This is a genomic window from Gordonia asplenii (genome assembly GCF_012933505.1).
In the GTDB taxonomy this organism is placed as follows: Bacteria; Actinomycetota; Actinomycetes; order Mycobacteriales; family Mycobacteriaceae; genus Gordonia; species Gordonia asplenii.
Window position 1 is genome coordinate 43,999 of the sequence record NZ_JABBNB010000004.1, and the last position, 18,258, is coordinate 62,256.

At 67.0% G+C, this 18,258-nt stretch carries 11 protein-coding genes; 10 read left to right on the top strand and 1 reads right to left on the bottom strand.

The window, feature by feature from the left end:
• Window positions 1-76: 76 nt before the first annotated feature.
• Window positions 77-1,603, top strand: coding sequence for a DHA2 family efflux MFS transporter permease subunit (locus HH308_RS04710; protein WP_170193030.1), 1,527 nt, complete (start codon window positions 77-79; stop codon window positions 1,601-1,603).
• A gap of 98 nt (window positions 1,604-1,701) precedes the next feature.
• On the opposite strand, the gene HH308_RS04715 is transcribed toward HH308_RS04710, so the two are convergent.
• The gene (locus HH308_RS04715) at window positions 1,702-5,229 is read right to left on the bottom strand and encodes an indolepyruvate ferredoxin oxidoreductase family protein (protein ID WP_170193031.1); all 3,528 of its coding nucleotides are present in this window, start codon (window positions 5,227-5,229) and stop codon (window positions 1,702-1,704) included.
• A gap of 316 nt (window positions 5,230-5,545) precedes the next feature.
• On the opposite strand from HH308_RS04715, the gene HH308_RS04720 reads away from it, so the two are divergent.
• From HH308_RS04720 to HH308_RS04760, 9 genes are all read left to right on the top strand, one after another.
• Complete coding sequence (locus HH308_RS04720; protein ID WP_170193203.1) at window positions 5,546-7,078, top strand: carboxyl transferase domain-containing protein; 1,533 nt, start codon at window positions 5,546-5,548, stop codon at window positions 7,076-7,078.
• Window positions 7,079-7,081: 3 nt separating this feature from the next.
• Window positions 7,082-9,103: an acetyl/propionyl/methylcrotonyl-CoA carboxylase subunit alpha gene (locus tag HH308_RS04725; RefSeq protein ID WP_170193032.1), complete on the top strand. Its 2,022-nt coding sequence runs from the start codon at window positions 7,082-7,084 to the stop codon at window positions 9,101-9,103.
• A gap of 6 nt (window positions 9,104-9,109) precedes the next feature.
• A complete protein-coding gene (locus HH308_RS04730; protein ID WP_170193033.1) occupies window positions 9,110-10,273 on the top strand; it encodes an acyl-CoA dehydrogenase family protein in 1,164 nt (387 codons plus the stop codon).
• Window positions 10,270-10,773 carry a MaoC family dehydratase gene (locus HH308_RS04735; RefSeq protein WP_170193034.1) on the top strand — a complete coding sequence of 168 codons (504 nt, stop codon included), beginning with the start codon at window positions 10,270-10,272 and terminating at the stop codon, window positions 10,771-10,773. Before HH308_RS04730 ends, HH308_RS04735 begins: the two co-directional genes overlap by 4 nt.
• A gap of 3 nt (window positions 10,774-10,776) precedes the next feature.
• Complete coding sequence (locus tag HH308_RS04740) at window positions 10,777-11,625, top strand: HpcH/HpaI aldolase/citrate lyase family protein (protein ID WP_170193035.1); 849 nt, start codon at window positions 10,777-10,779, stop codon at window positions 11,623-11,625.
• Between the two features lie 59 nt (window positions 11,626-11,684).
• Window positions 11,685-13,316: an AMP-binding protein gene (locus HH308_RS04745; protein ID WP_170193036.1), complete on the top strand. Its 1,632-nt coding sequence runs from the start codon at window positions 11,685-11,687 to the stop codon at window positions 13,314-13,316.
• Window positions 13,316-15,262: an acetoacetate--CoA ligase gene (locus HH308_RS04750; protein WP_170193037.1), complete on the top strand. Its 1,947-nt coding sequence runs from the start codon at window positions 13,316-13,318 to the stop codon at window positions 15,260-15,262. The genes HH308_RS04745 and HH308_RS04750 overlap by 1 nt, the downstream gene beginning before the upstream one ends.
• Window positions 15,263-15,388: 126 nt before the next feature.
• Complete coding sequence (locus HH308_RS04755; protein ID WP_246284236.1) at window positions 15,389-16,480, top strand: hypothetical protein; 1,092 nt, start codon at window positions 15,389-15,391, stop codon at window positions 16,478-16,480.
• A 164-nt stretch (window positions 16,481-16,644) separates the two neighbouring features.
• Window positions 16,645-18,234, top strand: a complete 1,590-nt coding sequence (locus HH308_RS04760) for a cell division protein PerM (protein WP_170193039.1) — start codon at window positions 16,645-16,647, stop codon at window positions 18,232-18,234.
• Window positions 18,235-18,258: the final 24 nt, after the last annotated feature.

Consider the following 18,258-nt stretch of genomic DNA (forward strand, 5'->3'; position numbering starts at 1 on the left):
AATATCTCCGCTTTGTGCTAGCGTTAGTCCGGTAAGCGGAGGAGATGCCTCCGAATTCAACTTCACGGAGAATCACATGACTACTCTCACCAAGGAGCTCGACTCCGAGCTCGCCGGGGAGGCCAGCGGAAAGGACAGTGGGGCGTCGGCTTCTCGTTCCCATCGCCTGCGCTGGGTCATCCTCGGTGTCCTCGCGCTGGCGCAGTTGATGGTCGTGCTGGACGCGACCATCGTGAACATCGCGCTGCCGCACGCTCAGGCCGCACTCGGCTTCGACAACGCCAGCCGCCAATGGATCGTCACCGCCTACGCGCTGGCCTTCGGGTCGCTGCTGTTGCTCGGTGGCCGACTCACCGACCTGTGGGGTCGCAAGATCTCGCTCATCATCGGGTTGGTCGGGTTCGCCGGGATGTCGGCGATCGGCGGCGCTGCGGTCAACTTCGACATGCTGGTCGTCGCTCGCGCAGGTCAGGGTGTGTTCGGTGCGCTACTCGCGCCGGCCGCGCTGTCACTGTTGACCACCACCTTCACCGACGCGAAGGAACGTGCCCGCGCATTCGGCATCTTCGGTGCGATCGCCGGCGGCGGTGGCGCACTGGGCCTGCTGCTCGGCGGCATGCTGACCGAATGGGTCGACTGGCGGTGGTGCCTCTACGTCAACCTGCTGATCGCCGCGATCGCACTGGTCGGCGCCTGGCTGTTCCTCGACGGATCACGTTCGGAGCATCGCCCCAAGCTCGACATCCCCGGCGTGATCGCCGTGACCATCGGCCTGTTCGCCATCGTCTACGGATTCTCCAACGCCGAGACCAACGGCTGGGCCGACTGGGCGACCATCACCTGGCTGGCATTCGGTGTCGGATTCATCGCGCTGTTCGCCTGGTTGCAGACCCGCACCGAGCACGCCCTGCTTCCCCTGCGCGTCATCCTCGACCGCACTCGTGGCGGCTCCTATCTGGTGGTGTTCATCTCCGGCATCGGAATGTTCGGCATCTTCCTGTTCCTCACCTATTACCTGCAGCAGAACCTGGGCTTCACCCCCATCACCACCGGACTCGCGTTCCTCCCGATGATCGGCATCGTGATCGTGATGTCGACGCTGGCGACCGCAATCCTGTTGCCGCGCTTCGGTCCCCGCTGGATGGCAGCGGCCGGCATGTTCATCGCCGCCGGCGGAATGGTGTTCCTCACCCAACTGAGCACGACGTCGTCGTATGCCACCGACATCCTGCCCGGCCTGCTGGTGATCGGCTTCGGTCTGGGTCTGTCGATGGCCCCGGCCATGCAGGGTGCGATCTCCGGCGTCAGCCCCGACGACGCGGGTGTCGCCTCGGCCACCGTCAACACCATGCAACAGGTCGGCGGATCCGTCGGAACCGCTCTGCTGTCGACAATCGCGTCGAGTGCGGCAACGGCTTTCGCCGCCGACCACCTGACGATGGCGCCCGCTCGGCTGGCCGCGCAGGCCGCCGTGCACAGCTACACCACCGCATTCTGGTGGGCCGCGGCGATCTTCGCCATCGGCGGCTTGCTCGCCGGCACGGTGATGCGCAGCGGCACGCTGCCGGACACCCCGGAGGGCGCGGTCGCGATGGCGCACTAGGGCGTGGCTCCCCAGGGCGCTCACCGACAAATCCCCCCGAACTTGCTCAATCCCTCAACGACACAAGGGGTTTCGCAGGATCGGGGGATTTGCGTGTGCTATCTCAACTGCCCCATCAGCCGTGCCAACTCGGCTCGGTACTTCGCCACATTCGCCATCTTGACACCCTCGTAGCCGCGCACCATGTCGGGCAGTTCGGCGATCGCAACGGCGGTCGCGAGGTTGGCCGTGTTCGACGACCCGCCCAGTCGCGCCACCAACTGATCCACGACACCCCGATATTCGACGACGAGTTCCCGCTCGGTGCGGCGTATCTCGGTGTGGCCGAACGGATCCATCGCGGTCCCGCGCAGGCGCTTCATCGCGGCCAGTCCCTTGAGGCCCGGCTTGGCCCACCGGCCCAGCGCCATCTTCTCGCGCATGCCCATCGCGCGCAGTGTCGGGGGATGCAGCCGTACCGCGACTTTCGCGTCGGTGCCGAAGGTGTCGGCGACCTCGGCGGCGAACGCCGCGTCGTCGGTCAGCCGGGCCACTTCGTACTCGTCTTTGTAGGCCATCAGCTTGAACAGATTCTTCGCTACCGCGACGCTGAACTGTTCGCCCAACCCGGACAAGTGCACCCGCGTGACGTCGGCCAGGTAGGAACGGGCGTAGTCCTCGTTCTGGTAGGCGACCAGTTCGTCATAGCGGCGCATCACCGTCGACGCCAGATCCGACTCACCGAACGGCGCCACCGCTCGTGCCGCGGCATCGCTCGGTGTGTATTCCGGAGCGGCGACGCGGATCGACTCAGCCGCGGCGGCAACGGCATTCGGGTCGACGACGGCTTGCCGTCCACGGCGGAACGCCTGCACATTGGCTTCGACGGCGACACCGTTGAGGTCGATGGCCCGTTCGATCGATTCCGCACTGATCTGCAGCGCACCGGTCTGATACGCCGCGCCGACCATCATCATGTTCGCGTACTGCTCGTCGTCGAACAATTCCTCCGACAGTGCCGCGGCATTGAGATACACCGCACGGGCGACCCTGTCGTCGATTGCCGAATGTACTTGCGCCGCAGCGGGAAAGCCGACCCTGGTGTCGACGACCATCGAGCCCGTGGGTACTTTCGCGGTCGATACGACGGCGACCGTCTTCTCCTGTGAGGCGACCTTCAGGTTGACCGGATCGGCTCCGACGAGCTGATCGCAGGCGAGGTAGACGTCGCAGTCGTCGCTGGCGACCTTCGCGGCCTGCTCGACCGGTTCGCGCGAGACCTTCAGGTCGCTGACCACCGCGCCGCCCTTCTGGGCGAGACCGGTCATGTCGACCGTGCGCGCCGCATGGCCGTCGAGCACCGCCGCGGTCGCGAGGATCTGCGAGACCGTCACCACGCCGGTGCCGCCGATGCCGGTGACGCGAACGGTGAAGTTGCCGGTGGCCAGCGGCGAACGCGTCGGCTCGGGCAGCGACGCCGCGAGTGCGGGCACTCGATCACGCGCCCGCTCGGTACCGGGTGTCACCGTCACGAATGCCGGGCAGTCACCCTTGAGGCAGGAGAAGTCGAAGTTGCACGAGCTCTGATCGATATGCGTCTTGCGGCCGAACTCGGTCGAAATCGGGTGCACCGAAAGGCAGTTCGACTTCTCGCCGCAGTCGCCGCACCCCTCGCAGATGCGTTCGTTGATCATCACGCGCTGCGTCGGTGTGTCGTACGTGCCGCGCTTGCGCTTGCGGCGCTTCTCCGCGGCGCAGTGTTGATCGTGGACGAGCACCGTCACACCCGGGACGTGGGCCAGCTCGGTCTGGACGTCGAGCAGGTCGTCGCGGTGGCGCACCTCGACGGAGTCGGGCAGGCGTAGCGCCCGCGTGCGAGCCGGGTCGTCGGAGGTCACCACCACCTTCGACACCCGTTCGGCGAGAAGCAGATTCACCATCTGCGGCAGGTCCATCTGCCCGACCGGGTCCTGGCCGCCGGTCATCGCGACGGTTCCGTTGAAGAGCAGCTTGTAGGTGATGTTCTCGCCCGACGCCACCGCCGCACGCAGCGCCAGCGAACCCGAATGCATGAACGTGCCGTCGCCGACGTTCTGCACGAAGTGCTTCTCTTCGACGAACGGTGCCATGCCGAGCCACTGGCTGCCCTCGCCGCCCATCTGAGTGACCCCGGCGACATCGCCGACCTGCTGCGGGTCCATCAGCAGGACCATTGCATGACAACCGATTCCGGCGCCGACGAGCGTGTCGTCGGTGACCTTCGTCGAGCTGTTGTGCGGGCATCCCGAACAGAAGTACGGGGTGCGGACCGCGAGCGGCAGATTGATTCGCTCGCGTCGATTGGTGTGGTCGTCGAGCCAGCGCTGCGCCGACTCGATGTGGTGGTGGCCGCCGAGCCGCGACGCCATGCCGCGGGTGACGGCGTCGACGTCGAGTTCGCCGAAGCGGGAGAACAGCGTGGAGCCGTCCTCATGCGTCTTACCGACGATGGCCGGGGCATCGGGTCGGCGAAAGAGTATGTCGCGCATCATCGTTTCGATGAAGTCGCGCTTCTCCTCGACGACGATGACCTCGTCGAGGCCGGCGATGAACCGGTCGAGGATGCTGCGCTCGATCGGGTAGACCATGCCGAGTTTGAGGATGCGGATGCCCAGCCGGGCGAGGTCGGCGTCGGTGATACCGATGAGCCGCAACGCTTCTCGGACGTCGAGGTAGGTCTTGCCCGCGGCGACGATGCCGATGCGGTCATCGGCGGTGTGCGTGACGATCTGATTGAGCCCGTTGAGGCGGGCGTATTCCAGGGCGCGCGGCAGACGGATGGTGAGCTGATTCTGTTCGAGCTCCATGAGATTGGCGCCGAGCAGGCGCCCGCTCGGGATATGCGGACTGGTGCCCAGGGCGCCGTAGTCGACGACGATGCGCTCGGGATCGATGAGCGCGGTCGACGCACCGTCGGCGACGTGTGCGGAGATCTTCAACGAGGTCCACAATCCCGACGCCCGGCTCATCAATGCGGCGTGCACGCCGTAGTCGAGGATGTCGGCGCTGTCGGCGGGGTAGAGGATCGGCATGTAGAGATCGGCCAGCGCCATCTCCGACGCGCACGGCACCGTCGACGACTTGGCGCCCGGATCGTCGCCGACCAGCGCCACCGCTCCGCCGTTGGGGTGGGTGCCGATGATGTTCGCGTGGCGTAGCGCATCGGTGGCGCGGTCCAGGCCGGGAGCCTTGCCGTACCAGTATCCGACCACGCCGTCGCGTTTGGTCCCCGACGCATCGGCGGCGAGACGGCCGACGCGCGCGGCGACCTGCGAGCCCATCACCGAGGTCGCGGCCAGCTCCTCGTTGAGGGCGGGGCGGTGGGTGATGTCGTAGGGCGTGAGGTACTTGTGGCGTCGGGCGATCTCGAGGTCGTAGCCGGCCAGGGGTGAGCCTTCGTAGCCGGAGATGTACGACGCGGTCTGCAGGCCTGCCGCCCGGTCGACGATGGCGCGGTCACGGACCATGCGCACCAGAGCCTGAATGCCGGTCAGATAGATCGATCCCGAGTCGCGGGTGTAGCGATCGTCGAGGGAGAACGAGCCGCTCGGCGTGGAGACGGCGGGGGTCGCATGCGCGCGGCGAGCGCGATCATCAGCGAGGGTCACGGGATTACCTGGCCTTCGTTTCGGCCCCGGCGTCGGCAATCCGTGGGTGGTGGATTTCCGGGTCAGGGCAGGTGTGTGTAGTCCGCGGGGTGTGCGGTCCACTGACCAGACTAGAGGAAAATCGTGAGCCGCGTCACGTCCGATGAGAGAATCGCATGTGGGGGTGACAAATGTGCGCGGCGTCACCTACACTCAGTTCAGTTAATAGCGAATAACTGAAAGGCTTGCGGTGACCAGCACATTCGACGACGCCGCGGTCGATGTCGACGCCGGGCCGACTGCCCAGCCGACACGCCGCTCCGTCCATGAGGCCAACGTGGCCACCTTGCGCGCCCGGCTCCACGAGGTCGCCCAGGGCGGCGGGGCGAAGGCGCGCGAACGCCACACCTCGCGCGGCAAACTGCTTCCCCGCGACCGGGTGGACCTCCTCCTCGACTCCGGCTCGCCGTTCCTGGAGATCGCTCCGCTCGCCGCGCACGACATGTACGAGGGCAAGGCGCCGTCGTCGGGAGTTATCGCCGGCGTCGGACTCGTCAGCGGCCGCGAGTGCCTCATCATCGCCAATGACGCGACGGTCTCCGGCGGCACCTATTACCCGATGACCGTCAAGAAGCACCTGCGCGCACAGGAGATCGCCGCGGCCAACCGGCTGCCCTGCATCTACCTGGTCGACTCCGGCGGCGCGATGCTGCTGCAGCAGGACGAGGTGTTCCCCGACCGCGAACACTTCGGGCGGATCTTTTTCAACCAGGCCAACATGAGCCGCAACGGGATCGCACAGATCGCGGCGGTCCTCGGATCGTCGACCGCGGGCGGCGCCTACGTTCCGGCGATGAGCGACGAGACCGTCATCGTCCGCAACCAGGGCACCATCTTCCTGGCCGGCCCGCCGCTGGTGAAGGCGGCCACGGGGGAGGACGTCAGCGCCGAAGACCTGGGCGGCGGCACCATGCACTCGTCGGTCTCCGGCGTCACCGACCATCTCGTCGACAACGACGAGCAGGCGCTGGAGAAGGTGCGCGAGATCATCGCCACCCTCGGCCCGCGCGAACCCGCGCAGTGGGAGGTCTGCGCGCCGGTGGCCCCGTCGCGCCCGCAGACCGATCTCTACGACGTGGTGCCGACCGACCCGCGCACTCCCTACGACGTTCGCGAGGTCATCGAAATCCTCAGCGACGGTGGGCAGTTCACCGAGTTCAAGGCGAACTACGGAACCTCGCTGGTGACCGCGTTCGCCAAGATCGACGGCCATCCGGTCGGATTCGTCGCCAACAACGGCGTGCTGTTCTCCGAGTCCGCTCTCAAGGGAGCGCACTTCATCGAACTGTGCGACCAGCGTCGCATCCCGCTGGTGTTCCTGCAGAACATCACCGGATTCATGGTCGGCCGCGAATACGAACAGGGCGGCATCGCCAAGAACGGCGCCAAGATGGTCAATGCCGTTGCGTGCGCACGTGTTCCGAAGCTCACCGTGATGATCGGCGGATCGTTCGGCGCGGGCAACTACTCGATGTGCGGACGTGCCTACTCGCCACGTTTCCTGTGGATGTGGCCGAACGCGCGGATCTCGGTGATGGGTGGCCCGCAGGCCGCCGACACGCTGGGAACGGTGCGCCGCAATCAGATCGAGCGGGGCGGCGAACAGTGGCCGGCCGACGAAGAGGAAGCCTTCAAGGCCCCGATCCGCGAGCAGTTCGAGCGTCAGTCCGACGCCTATTACTCCACCGCCCGACTCTGGGACGACGGCATCATCGACCCCGCCGACACCCGAACCATTCTCGGACTGGCCCTCGAAGCCACCCGCCACGCCCCCCTCGCCGACGCCGGCTACGGCGTCTTCCGGATGTGAGACATGTCAGATTCCACGAACTCTCCCAAGACAATTCGCCGTGTACTCATCGCCAACCGCGGTGAGATCGCCTGCCGCGTCATCGCGACGCTGCGGCGCCTGCGCATCGAATCGGTCGCCGTCTACTCCGACGCCGACGCCGGCGCACAGCATGTCCGCGACGCCGACATCGCCGTGCGAATCGGCCCCGCCCCGGCGATCGAGAGCTACCTGCGCATCGACGCCGTCGTCGACGCCGCCGTGCGCGCCGGTGCCGACGCCGTTCACCCCGGTTACGGATTCCTCTCCGAGAACCAGCAATTCGCCGCCGCCCTCGACGCGGCCGGGATCGTCTTCCTCGGCCCGCCCGCGTCGGCAATCGCCACGATGGGCGACAAGATCAGCGCCCGTGCGGCCGTCGTCGAACGCGGCGTCCCGGTGGTGCCAGGCCTGTCTCGTCCGGGCTTGACCGACGACGAATTGATCGCCGCCGCACCGGAAATCGGCTTCCCGGTGCTCATCAAACCGAGTGCGGGCGGCGGTGGCAAAGGCATGCACCGCGTCGAGACCGCCGACGCCCTGCCCGCGGCGCTGATCACCGCGCGACGCGAGGCCGCGGCGGCATTCGGCGACGACACGCTGTTCGTGGAGCACTTCGTCGACACCCCGCGCCACATCGAGGTGCAGGTGCTCGCCGACCGCCACGGCAATGTCATCCACCTGGGCGAGCGTGAATGTTCGCTGCAACGCCGCCACCAGAAGGTCATCGAGGAGGCGCCGTCGGCGCTGCTCGACGCGCAGACCCGTGCGCGCATCGGGCAGGCGGCCTGCGACGCCGCCCGCAGTGTCGCCTACGTCGGCGCGGGCACCGTCGAGTTCATCGTCTCGGCGAAGCACCCCGACGCGTTCTTCTTCATGGAGATGAACACCCGTCTGCAGGTGGAGCATCCGGTGACCGAGATGGTCACCGGCGTCGACCTCGTCGAGCAGCAGATCCGGGTCGCCGCCGGTGAGCCGCTTGCGTTGTCGCAGAACGACATCACGCTGACCGGACACGCCGTCGAGGCCCGGGTGTACGCCGAGGACCCGGCGTCGGGCTTTCTCCCGACCGGCGGCACCATCGTCTCGGTGCGCCATCCGGTGCCGCCGAATCAGCCCCAGGCGGGGCCGGTGCGCGCCGACTCGGCGATGCGCGACGGGCTCGTGGTCGGCTCCGACTACGACCCAATGCTCGCGAAAATCATTGCCTACGGCGATGATCGGGCGACGGCACTCGCGCGGCTCGACGCGGCGCTCGCCCAGACCCATGTGCTCGGCGTCGGAACCAACATAGATTTCTGCCGATTCGTGCTGCGGCGCCCCGAAGTGGCCGCCGGAACGCTCGACACCGAACTGCTCGACCGTCTCGTCGTCGACTATGCCGCTCCCGCAACCGATCCCGCCGCGGTTGCGCGGGTCGCGCTGCATCATGTCGGGCAGGACACCCCGCGCGCCGCGACCGACGGGCTGTGGCGCACCGCCGTCGGCTGGCGGATCGGCGAGCCCGCGGCTCTCACGCACACGGTGACCGACGGCACCCGGACCTACGTGTCCTCGTTGGTTCCCGGTGCCGGGATCACCATTCGCAGCGAAGGCGAATCAGATTGGGCGGCAAACGTTTCGGCGACGTCGACCACGCTCACCGTCGACGGTCTCACGCAGGGGTGGTCGCTCGCCGTCGACGAGGACGACGCCAACTGGGTGGCCGGCCCCGGTGGAACCTGGGTGCTGCGGCCGTTGCACGTGCTGGCCGACGCCGCCGACGCCGAGCACGCGGGCGACATCAACTCGCCGATGCCGGGCACCGTCGTCGCGGTGTCGGCGGCCGACGGCGCCGACGTGACCGCGGGGTCGGTCGTGGTGGTCGTCGAGGCGATGAAGATGGAACACGCACTCAAGGCCCCGGCCGACGGGGTGGTCGCGGTCAAGGTCGCCGTCGGCGACAAGGTGAAAGCCAATCAACTGCTGGCGCACGTGGCGCCGGCGGTACAACCGGAAGAGGCATAGCAGCACATGGAACTGTCGCAGGAATACGCCGACCTTCGCGATTCGGTCCGCGACTTCGCGCAGCAGGTGGTGGCGCCGGTCGCCGCGAAACACGATGCGGAGCACAGCTTTCCGTATGAGGTGATCGCTCAGATGGGGCAGATGGGCCTGTTCGGCCTGCCCTTCGCCGAGGAGTTCGGCGGAATGGGCGGCGACTACTTCGCGCTGGCGCTGGCGTTGGAGGAACTCGGCAAGATCGATCAGTCGGTGGCCATCACCCTCGAAGCCGGTGTGGGACTGGGCATCATGCCCCTCTACAAGTTCGGCAGCCAGGAGCAGAAGGAGCGCTACCTCCCCGACCTCATCGCGGGCAGGGCGCTGGCCGGGTTCGGCCTGACCGAGCCGGGGGCCGGCTCCGATGCGGGTGCCACCGCGACCACCGCCCGCGACGACGGTGACTCCTGGGTCATCAACGGCGCCAAGCAGTTCATCACCAACTCCGGCACCGACATCACGTCGCTGGTGACGGTGACCGCGGTCACCGGCACTCGGGACGGGACGGGCGATCGACGCGGCGGCCGCAAGGAGATCTCGACGATCATCGTGCCGAGCGGCACACCGGGATTCGTTGCCGAACCGGCCTACAACAAGGTCGGGTGGAATGCGTCGGACACCCATCCGCTGTCGTTCTCCGACGTTCGCGTCCCCAAGGAGAACCTGCTGGGGCAGCGCGGCCGCGGTTACGCGAACTTCCTCAACATCCTCGACGAGGGGCGCATCGCGATCGCGGCGCTGGCGACCGGCGTCGCGCAGGGCTGCGTCGACGAGTCGGTGAAATACGCCAAGGAGCGTCAGTCGTTCGGCAAGGCGATCGGCGACTATCAGTCGATCTCGTTCGCGATCGCGCGGATGGAGGCGCGTGCCCACGTGGCACGCACCGCCTACTACGACGCCGCCGCGAAGATGTTGGCGGGCAAGCCGTTCAAGAAGGAAGCCTCGATCGCCAAGATGATCTCGTCGGAGGCGGCGATGGACAACGCGCGGATGGCGACGCAGATCCACGGCGGCTACGGCTTCATGAACGAATACCCGGTGGCCCGGCATTACCGTGATTCCAAGATCCTGGAGATCGGTGAAGGCACCACCGAGGTGCAATTGATGCTTATCGCACGAGAGTTGGGTTTCGCATGAGTGACACCGACGCGACCACCGCGAATCGGGTGGTGCAGCGCGGCCTGTGGTTCGAGGAGTTCGTCGACGGCACCGTCTACGAACACCGGCCCGGACGCACCGTCACCGAGGCCGACAACGTCCTGTTCACCACGCTGACGATGAACACCCAGGCACTGCATCTCGACGCCGCATGGTCGGCTCAGCAACCCGGGTTCGGCGGACAGCGGCTGATCAATTCGATGTTCACGTTCTCCACCATCGTGGGGCTCTCGGTCTCCCAACTGACCCAGGGCACGCTGGTGGCGAACCTCGGATTTTCTGAAGTCGCCTTTCCCGCACCGCTTTTCGCCGGCGACACGCTCTACGCCGAGACCGAGTGCGTGAGCAAGCGCGAGTCCAAGTCGCGGCCGGGGGAGGGCGTGGTGAACCTCGTCCACATCGGCCGCAACCAGGACGGTGTGGTGGTAGCCCGAGCGGCGCGCGCGACGCTGGTACGCAAGCGCCCGGAAGGAGTCTGAGCCGTGACACTCGCCCGAACACCGACCGGCGTGAATGCGTGGCTGCCGCCCGGCCCGGCACTGCTGTTCTGCCCGGCCGACCGCCCCGAACGCTACGCCAAGGCGCTCGAACGCGCCGACGCCGTCATCCTCGACCTCGAGGATGCGGTGGCCCCGGAGAACCGCCAGGCCGCGCGCGAGGCGTTGGTGGCCAATCCACTCGACCCCGATCGGGTCATCGTTCGGGTCAACCCGCCGTCGACCGGTGACCATCGCCGCGACTTGGCGGCGATCGCCGAAACCGCCTACCGAGTCATCATGGTCGCCAAAGCGGAGTCGGCCGATGCGGTGCTGGCGACGGGTCTGCAATCGATCGCACTCATCGAGACGCCGCGTGGCGCGGTACACGCCAATGAGATCGCCGAAGCCGCCAACTGCATCGGATTGATGTGGGGCGCAGAGGATCTCGTCGCCGGACTCGGCGGCAAGTCGAGCCGCTACGGCGACGGTGAGGAGCGCCCCGGCACCTACCGCGACGTTCCGCGCCACGTGCGATCGACGGTGCGGCTGGCCGCGGCGGCATTCGGTCGATTCGCCGTCGACGCGGTGCACCTGGAGATCGGCGACATCGACGGGCTGGCCGCCGAGGTCCGTGACGCGGTGGCACTCGGGTACACCGCGACGGCCTGCATCCACCCCTCACAGGTGGCGACCATCCGCGCGGGCTACCGACCCGACGATGCCGAGATCGCTTGGGCGCGTGAGATTCTCGCCGCCGCCGTGGAGAATCCCGGTGTGTTCAGCCTGAACGGGCAGATGGTCGACGGACCGGTGCTCCGGCAGGCGGAGAGCGTATTGAGCCGGGTTCCCTAGACGAGCAGACCAGACCGGCAGATCACCAACCACCCGCCAACCCATCACGAGGACGTCTGATGACCGAGAATCCCGAAATGTCCTACGCACAAGGAGAATCCGAGCCGCCGCTGCTCGACGACACGATCTACGACAACTTCCTCGCGACCGTCGGGAAGTTCGGCGACAACCTCGCGCTGGCCGAGGCCGCATCCGGGCGCACCTGGACCTATCGCGAGCTCGCCCGCGACGTCGAGGCGCTGGCGGCAGGTCTGCTGCGCGGCGGCGTCGGGCGTGGTGACCGGGTCGGAGTGTGGTCGCCGAACCGCTCCGAATGGGTGATGGTGCAATACGCCACCGCCGCGATCGGCGCGGTGCTGGTGAATCTCAATCCGTCGTATCGCCAGACCGAAGTCGATTTCGCCCTGCAGCAGTCCGGAATCACCGTGGTCCTGGCGGCCCCGGCGTTCAAGGACTCCGACTACCCCGCGATGCTGGCCGCCGCGCAGCAAACGGTTGACAACCTGTCCCGCGTCGTCATCTTCGCATCGCCGGAATGGGAAGCACTGCTTGCCGATCCGGCGCCGGAGGAAGTAGCGGCGGTGGCCGCCGCGGCCGCCGGCCTCGATGCGAACGACCCGATCAACATCCAATACACCTCGGGCACCACCGGTGCGCCCAAGGGCGCGACGCTGACCCACCGCAACATCCTCAACAACGGATACCTCGTCGGCGAGCTGTTGAACTACACCGACGCCGACCGCATCTGCCTGCCGGTGCCGTTCTATCACTGTTTCGGCATGGTGATGGGCAATCTGGCGGCCACCAGCCACGGCGCGGCCATGATCATTCCAGCCCCGGCCTTCGACCCGGCCGCGACGCTCGCCGCGGTCGCCGAATACGCGGTGACCAGTCTCTACGGCGTGCCGACCATGTTCATCGCCGAGCTGGCGCTGCCGAACTTCGACGACTACGACCTGAGCACCTTGCGCACCGGCATCATGGCCGGATCGCCGTGCCCCGAGCAGGTCATGCGCGAGGTGGTCGAGCGGATGCACATGACCGAGGTGTCGATCTGCTACGGCATGACCGAGACCTCCCCGGTGTCGACGCAGACCCGCGTCGACGACGAACTGCAACTGCGCGTCGGGACGGTCGGCCGCGTCGGGCCGCACCTGGAGATCAAGGTCGTCGACCCGGTCACCGGCGACACCGTCGAGCGCGGTGCGGCCGGTGAGTTCTGCACCCGCGGATACAGTGTGATGCAGGGGTATTGGAACGAACCGCGCAAGACCGCGGACGTGCTCGACGAGCAGGGGTGGATGCACACCGGCGACATCGCGGTGATGGCCGACAACGGGTACGTGCAGATCACCGGCCGGATCAAAGACATGGTGATTCGGGGCGGCGAGAACATCTACCCGCGCGAGGTCGAAGAGTTCCTCTACACCCACCCCGACATCCTCGACGCACAGGTGATCGGTGTGCCCGACGCAAAATACGGCGAGGAGTTGATGGCCTGGGTGCGGCTGCGCGACGGCGTCGACGATTTCACCGCGGCAGATCTCGCCGAGTTCGCGGCGGGCCAGATCGCGCGCCATAAGATTCCGAAATATGTCCATGTGGTTGACGAGTTTCCGATGACGGTCACGGGTAAAGTACGCAAGGTGGAAATGCGATCGGAGGCAATAAACCTGCTGGGCCTGCGCTGATGGCGCAGATCGACGAGTTCGCCGCGCTTGCGGCAGCGCGCGCCGGCCGGGAGTTGTCCGGCTACGACGATCTGTGGCAGTGGTCGGTGTCCGACGTGGCCGGGTTCTGGCGGGCCGTGTGGGACTTCTACCGGCTCGACGACCGGGCCGCCGCACCGCTGGGTCCGGCGCGCAGCGATGTCCTCGCCGACGCCACCATGCCTGGCGCGCAATGGTTTCCACAGATCCGGTTGAACTACGTCGATCAGATCCTCACGCATGCCGAGCTGCCCGGCGCGGCGATCGTCGGCCTCGACGAAGCGGGGGAGCGCACCGAGATCGCCTGGGCGGAGTTGCCCGGCCTGGTCGCCGCGATGGCCGCGGCGCTGCGGGCGATGGGGGTCGGCGCCGCGGACGTGGTCGCGGCATATCTGCCCGACGTCCCCGAAGCGGTGATCTGCTTTCTCGCCGCGGCGTCGATCGGGGCGATCTTCTCCGGATGCGGCGCCGACTACGCGCCCGACGGTGCGGCCGGGCGGATGGCCCAGCTCGCCCCCAAAGTCCTCGTCACCGCCGACGGCTACCGATACAACGGCAAGCCGATCGACAAGGTCGCCGACAACTCAGCCCTCGCCGAGCTGCTGGACACGGTGACCACGGTGATCAACGTCGGTGCGGCACATGATGATTGGCGAGTTCCAGCACTTTCGTACCAGTCGTTGCTCGAGGCGAATGCCGGTGCGGAACTCGCTGTCGAGAAGGTCGCCTTCGATCATCCGCTGTGGGTGCTGTTCAGTTCTGGCACCACCGGCAAACCCAAGGGCATCGTGCACGGCCACGGCGGCGTCGTCGTCGAACATCTGAAATCGGCTGGGCTGCACAGTGATCTGGCACCGGGGGACGTGTTCTTCTGGCAGACCGCACTGAGCTGGATGATGTGGAACTTCCAAGTCGCCGGGTTGCTGTGCGGCGCGCGGATCATCACATACAGCGGCTCACCGCTGTATCCCGACGCCGACCGCATGTGGTCGCTCGTCGCCGACGAACACGTCACCTACTTCGGTACCAGCCCCGGGCAGTTGCAGGCATCGCGCAAAGCGGGTCTGCACCCCGGCGTCGAGCATGACCTCTCCGCGCTGCGGTGTCTGGGCAGTACCGGATCGACGTTGGCCGCAGACCTCTTCGAGTGGGTCGATGAACGCGTCCGGCCCGGTCTTCCGGTGTCGTCGATCAGCGGCGGTACCGATGTGGTGAGTGCGTTCGCCGGTGGGTCCACCGGTGTACCGGTCGTCGCCGGCGAGTTGTCGGTGCGGTATCTCGGTGTGGCACTTGACAGTTGGGCTCCCGATACCAGCAGCCTGCGCGGCGGGGTGGGAGAGATGGTGATCACGGCGCCGATGCCGTCGATGCCCGTGTTCTTCTGGAACGACCCCGACGGCGAGCGGTACCGCAACGCCTATTTCGCCCACGAGTGGGACAGTCCACCGCCGAATCCGGTCTGGCGCCACGGTGACTGGGTCACCGTCACCGACCACGGGTCGCTGATCATCCACGGCCGCAGCGATGCGACGCTCAACCGACACGGAATTCGGATGGGATCGGCCGACATCTACGAGGTTGTCGAGGGAATCGAGCAGATCGCCGAGGCATTCGTGCTCGGTGTCGACGGCCCGGACAGCAAGTACTGGATGCCGCTGTTCGTCACCTTGGTTCCCGGTGCCGAACTCGACGACGCGCTGCGGTCGACGATCGCGTCGGCGGTCGCGAGCAAACTGTCTCGGCGGCACGTGCCCGACGAGGTGATCGAGGCCCCCGGAATTCCGCACACCAAGACCGGCAAGAAACTCGAAGTGCCGGTTACCGCGGTTCTCGCCGGACGCGACGCGGTGAACATCGACCCGCGTGCCGTCGACGACTACTCGCTGATCGACTGGTACACGCAGGTCGGCGCTGCTCACCGGTGGTAGTCGCCCGGTCATTCGATCGCACGACGGCGTCGATTCGGCGAAGGCAACCGAAGATGTATTAGCGTGGTCAACGATGTCCCGACAGTAGGTCGGCAAGCAACTGTCTACAGGAAGATGTCTTCAATCATGAGTTACCAGCAGGGTGGGGCGGGCTACGGCCAGCAGCAGTACGGGCAGCAAGGCTACGGCCAGCAGCCCCAGCAGGGCTACGGTCAGCCTCAGCAGGGCTATGGTCAGCAGGGATACGGACAGCAGCAGGGACAGCCGAGTTACGGCCAGGGCTACGGCCAGCAGCCGCAGCAGGGATACGGACAGCAGGGCTACGGTCAGCAGCAGTACGGACAGCAGGGCTATGGGCCGGGCTACAACCCGCCGAAGCCGCCGAGCCAGGGGCTTCCGGCCAACATCGGTCAGATCCTCGCCATCACGATCGCCGGCGTCAGCGCACTGACCCTGCTGCTCGGACTCTTCCACTACGGATTCTTCATCTTCTGGGGTGTAGCCCTGGTAGTTCTCGCGGGCGTCACCCTGATCAGCGACAAGGTCGACACCAAGGTCATCGCGACGCTTGTGGCAGCGGTCAGCATCGCGGCGTTCGTCGAGAAGATCTACAGCATCATCTACGCCGCGGTGAAGTCGTCGGACACCTACGGATATGGAATTCCCGGACTGGGAATCACATTCTGGGACTACATCTATCTCTTCCTGACGCTGGTCCTCGCGGGTGCCTCCATCCTCTGGTTGCTCGTCGTGCTGGAAAAGGTCAAGGTCGCTCCCGCAGCGGGCTCCGACGCCGCGTCGGCCGGGCCGGCGACCCCGGGTACCGTCGCCACCCCGGCACAGCAGCCGCAGCCGGCCGAGCAGAACTCCGGTCAGCAGGCGCAAAGCTACGGCCAGCCGCAGGGCTACGGGCAGTCGCAGTCGCCGTCGCCGTCGCAGACCTACGGCCAGTCGCAGTCGCCGTCGTACGGGCAGTCGTCGGGCTATGGACAGTCGGCAAGCCCGTCCGGTGATCAGCAGCAGTCGTACGCGCCGACGTCGTTCGCCCAGTCCAGCTCGTCGTCGCAGCCACAGCCGACTACCGCTTTCGGCGCCTCGGACGCGTTGTCGAGCAGTTCGTCGACGTCCTCGTCGTCGGCCACCGCGGCCGACCGCTCGGCGTCGGACTCCGATTCGGACAACTCGGGTTCGGCGACGACGGTGTTCAAGAAGGACTGACTTCTCGCGCTAGATCCCGACACGGGCCGCACCTGATCTCCGTCGGGTGCGGCCCGTGTTGTCGCAGTTGCCGTCAGTCGGCATCGACTGCGTGGGTCACAAACTGGTTCCGCGCGGCGCGCCCCCTTCGCCGGCGCCGGGCAGACGTGCCACCCTCGATGGTGATGGCCTCGAAATCTTCCGAATCCGAATCCGAAAGCCTGGCTACGCGGCTGCGTCAGCACCGGCAGAATCGTCGTGCGCAGGCGATGGGCTCCGAGAGTTCCGCGCGGGAACTCGTCATGGTCGCCTTCGGGCTGCCGATCATCGTCATGGTGGCGTTGACCTTGATCGTCGCGGTGACGATTCTCGCCGCCGGCGGTGGGTTCGGCGGCATCGGTGCTGCGGTCGGGTCGGCGTGGCTGGTGGTCCACCAGGTGCCGTTGACGATTGCCGGGGTCACGCTGGGAGCGCTGCCCGCGTTGCCGACGATCGTCCTCGTCGTGTTGGCGGCCAAGTCGATCGCTCCTGCGATCGGTGAGCGTCGCTCGATATACGAACTCGGCGCGCTGTTCGCCGCGGCGATCGGCGGGCCGCTGTTGATCACGGCGCTGGCGATGGCCGTGGTGATGGACGGCGAATCGGTGTTGCCGGTGCAGAGTCCAACGCCGCTGGCCGCATTCGGTGCGACCGCGCTGGTCCACGGGCTGGCGACGGTGATCGCGGTGGCGGGCGCGCGATGGCGGGACTGGGCCGCCGCGCGTGGACTCGGCGCGCGACGCACCGACGACATAGCGCGTGGCGCACGACTCGGCGCCACGGCGGTGCTGGGTCTGCTCGGGGCGGTATCGGCGGTGATCGTCGTGATGCTCCTCGTGCGATTCTCGGCGGTCGCCAACCTCATCGGCGAAGCCCACAGCGCCGACGGCTACCTCGGGCTGGTCATCCTGTCGGTCTTCTACCTCCCGAATCTCGCCGTCGCGGGAGCGTCGGCGCTCGTCGGCGCCGACGTCACCGTCGGCATGGCGTCGTTGAATCTGCTCCACGCCCACGGCGGAGCGATTCCCCCACTGCCGCTGCTCGCGGTACTGCCCGACGGCGAACTGGGCGGCGCCGGTGCGGTCGGATTCGTCGTCACCGCGGTGGTCGCCGGGTACGTCGGAATGAAATGTCGGGACACCGACCTGCGGCGCAATCTGCGTCTCGTCGCCATCGCCGGGGTGAGCGCGGCGTCGATCATGGTTCTCGCCGTGTGGATCTCCAGCGGCAGTCTCGGCGAGCTCGGTTCGTTCGGTGCCCCCATCCCGGTGGCGGGAATGCTCACCTTCGCCGTGATCACCATCCCCGGAGTGCTGATCGCCCTGGTCAACACACTGCTGCCGGCGTCGAAGGCGGCCCGGGCGTCGGCGCTGAGCGACGCGGGCGTCGATGACGAGGAGTACGGCGAGGAGGAGTACGACGAGGAGGCGTACGGCGAGGACGAACCGACCGACGCGTACGAATACGACGACGCCGCTGAGTACGACGTCGCCGCTGAACCAGGCGACGCCGAATACAACGAGTACTACGTCGACGACTTCGACCCGGACGACTTCGACCCAGATGGCTACCGCCCCGGATACGACGACGCCGAGGTGACGGCGCGGATCGTCGACGACGACGGGACGGCGAACAGTCGACGTCGGGTGGGCGGTCGTGGGATGACCCGCGAGGACTACGAGGATGCCGAGTACCTCGACGAGGACGAAACCGAGGTCACGGGAAGATGGTCTTAGCCCAGGTTCTAAGCTGAACGGGTG

What these genes read in the sequence shown, in the direction of transcription:
- HH308_RS04750 (WP_170193037.1), top strand. Translation starts at nt 13,316, where the DNA reads ATGGCGCAGATCGACGAGTTCGCCGCGCTTGCGGCAGCGCGCGCCGGC.
- HH308_RS04735 (WP_170193034.1), top strand. Translation starts at nt 10,270, where the DNA reads ATGAGTGACACCGACGCGACCACCGCGAATCGGGTGGTGCAGCGCGGC.
- HH308_RS04725 (WP_170193032.1), top strand. Translation starts at nt 7,082, where the DNA reads ATGTCAGATTCCACGAACTCTCCCAAGACAATTCGCCGTGTACTCATC.
- HH308_RS04730 (WP_170193033.1), top strand. Translation starts at nt 9,110, where the DNA reads ATGGAACTGTCGCAGGAATACGCCGACCTTCGCGATTCGGTCCGCGAC.
- HH308_RS04745 (WP_170193036.1), top strand. Translation starts at nt 11,685, where the DNA reads ATGACCGAGAATCCCGAAATGTCCTACGCACAAGGAGAATCCGAGCCG.
- HH308_RS04710 (WP_170193030.1), top strand. Translation starts at nt 77, where the DNA reads ATGACTACTCTCACCAAGGAGCTCGACTCCGAGCTCGCCGGGGAGGCC.
- HH308_RS04760 (WP_170193039.1), top strand. Translation starts at nt 16,645, where the DNA reads ATGGCCTCGAAATCTTCCGAATCCGAATCCGAAAGCCTGGCTACGCGG.
- HH308_RS04755 (WP_246284236.1), top strand. Translation starts at nt 15,389, where the DNA reads ATGAGTTACCAGCAGGGTGGGGCGGGCTACGGCCAGCAGCAGTACGGG.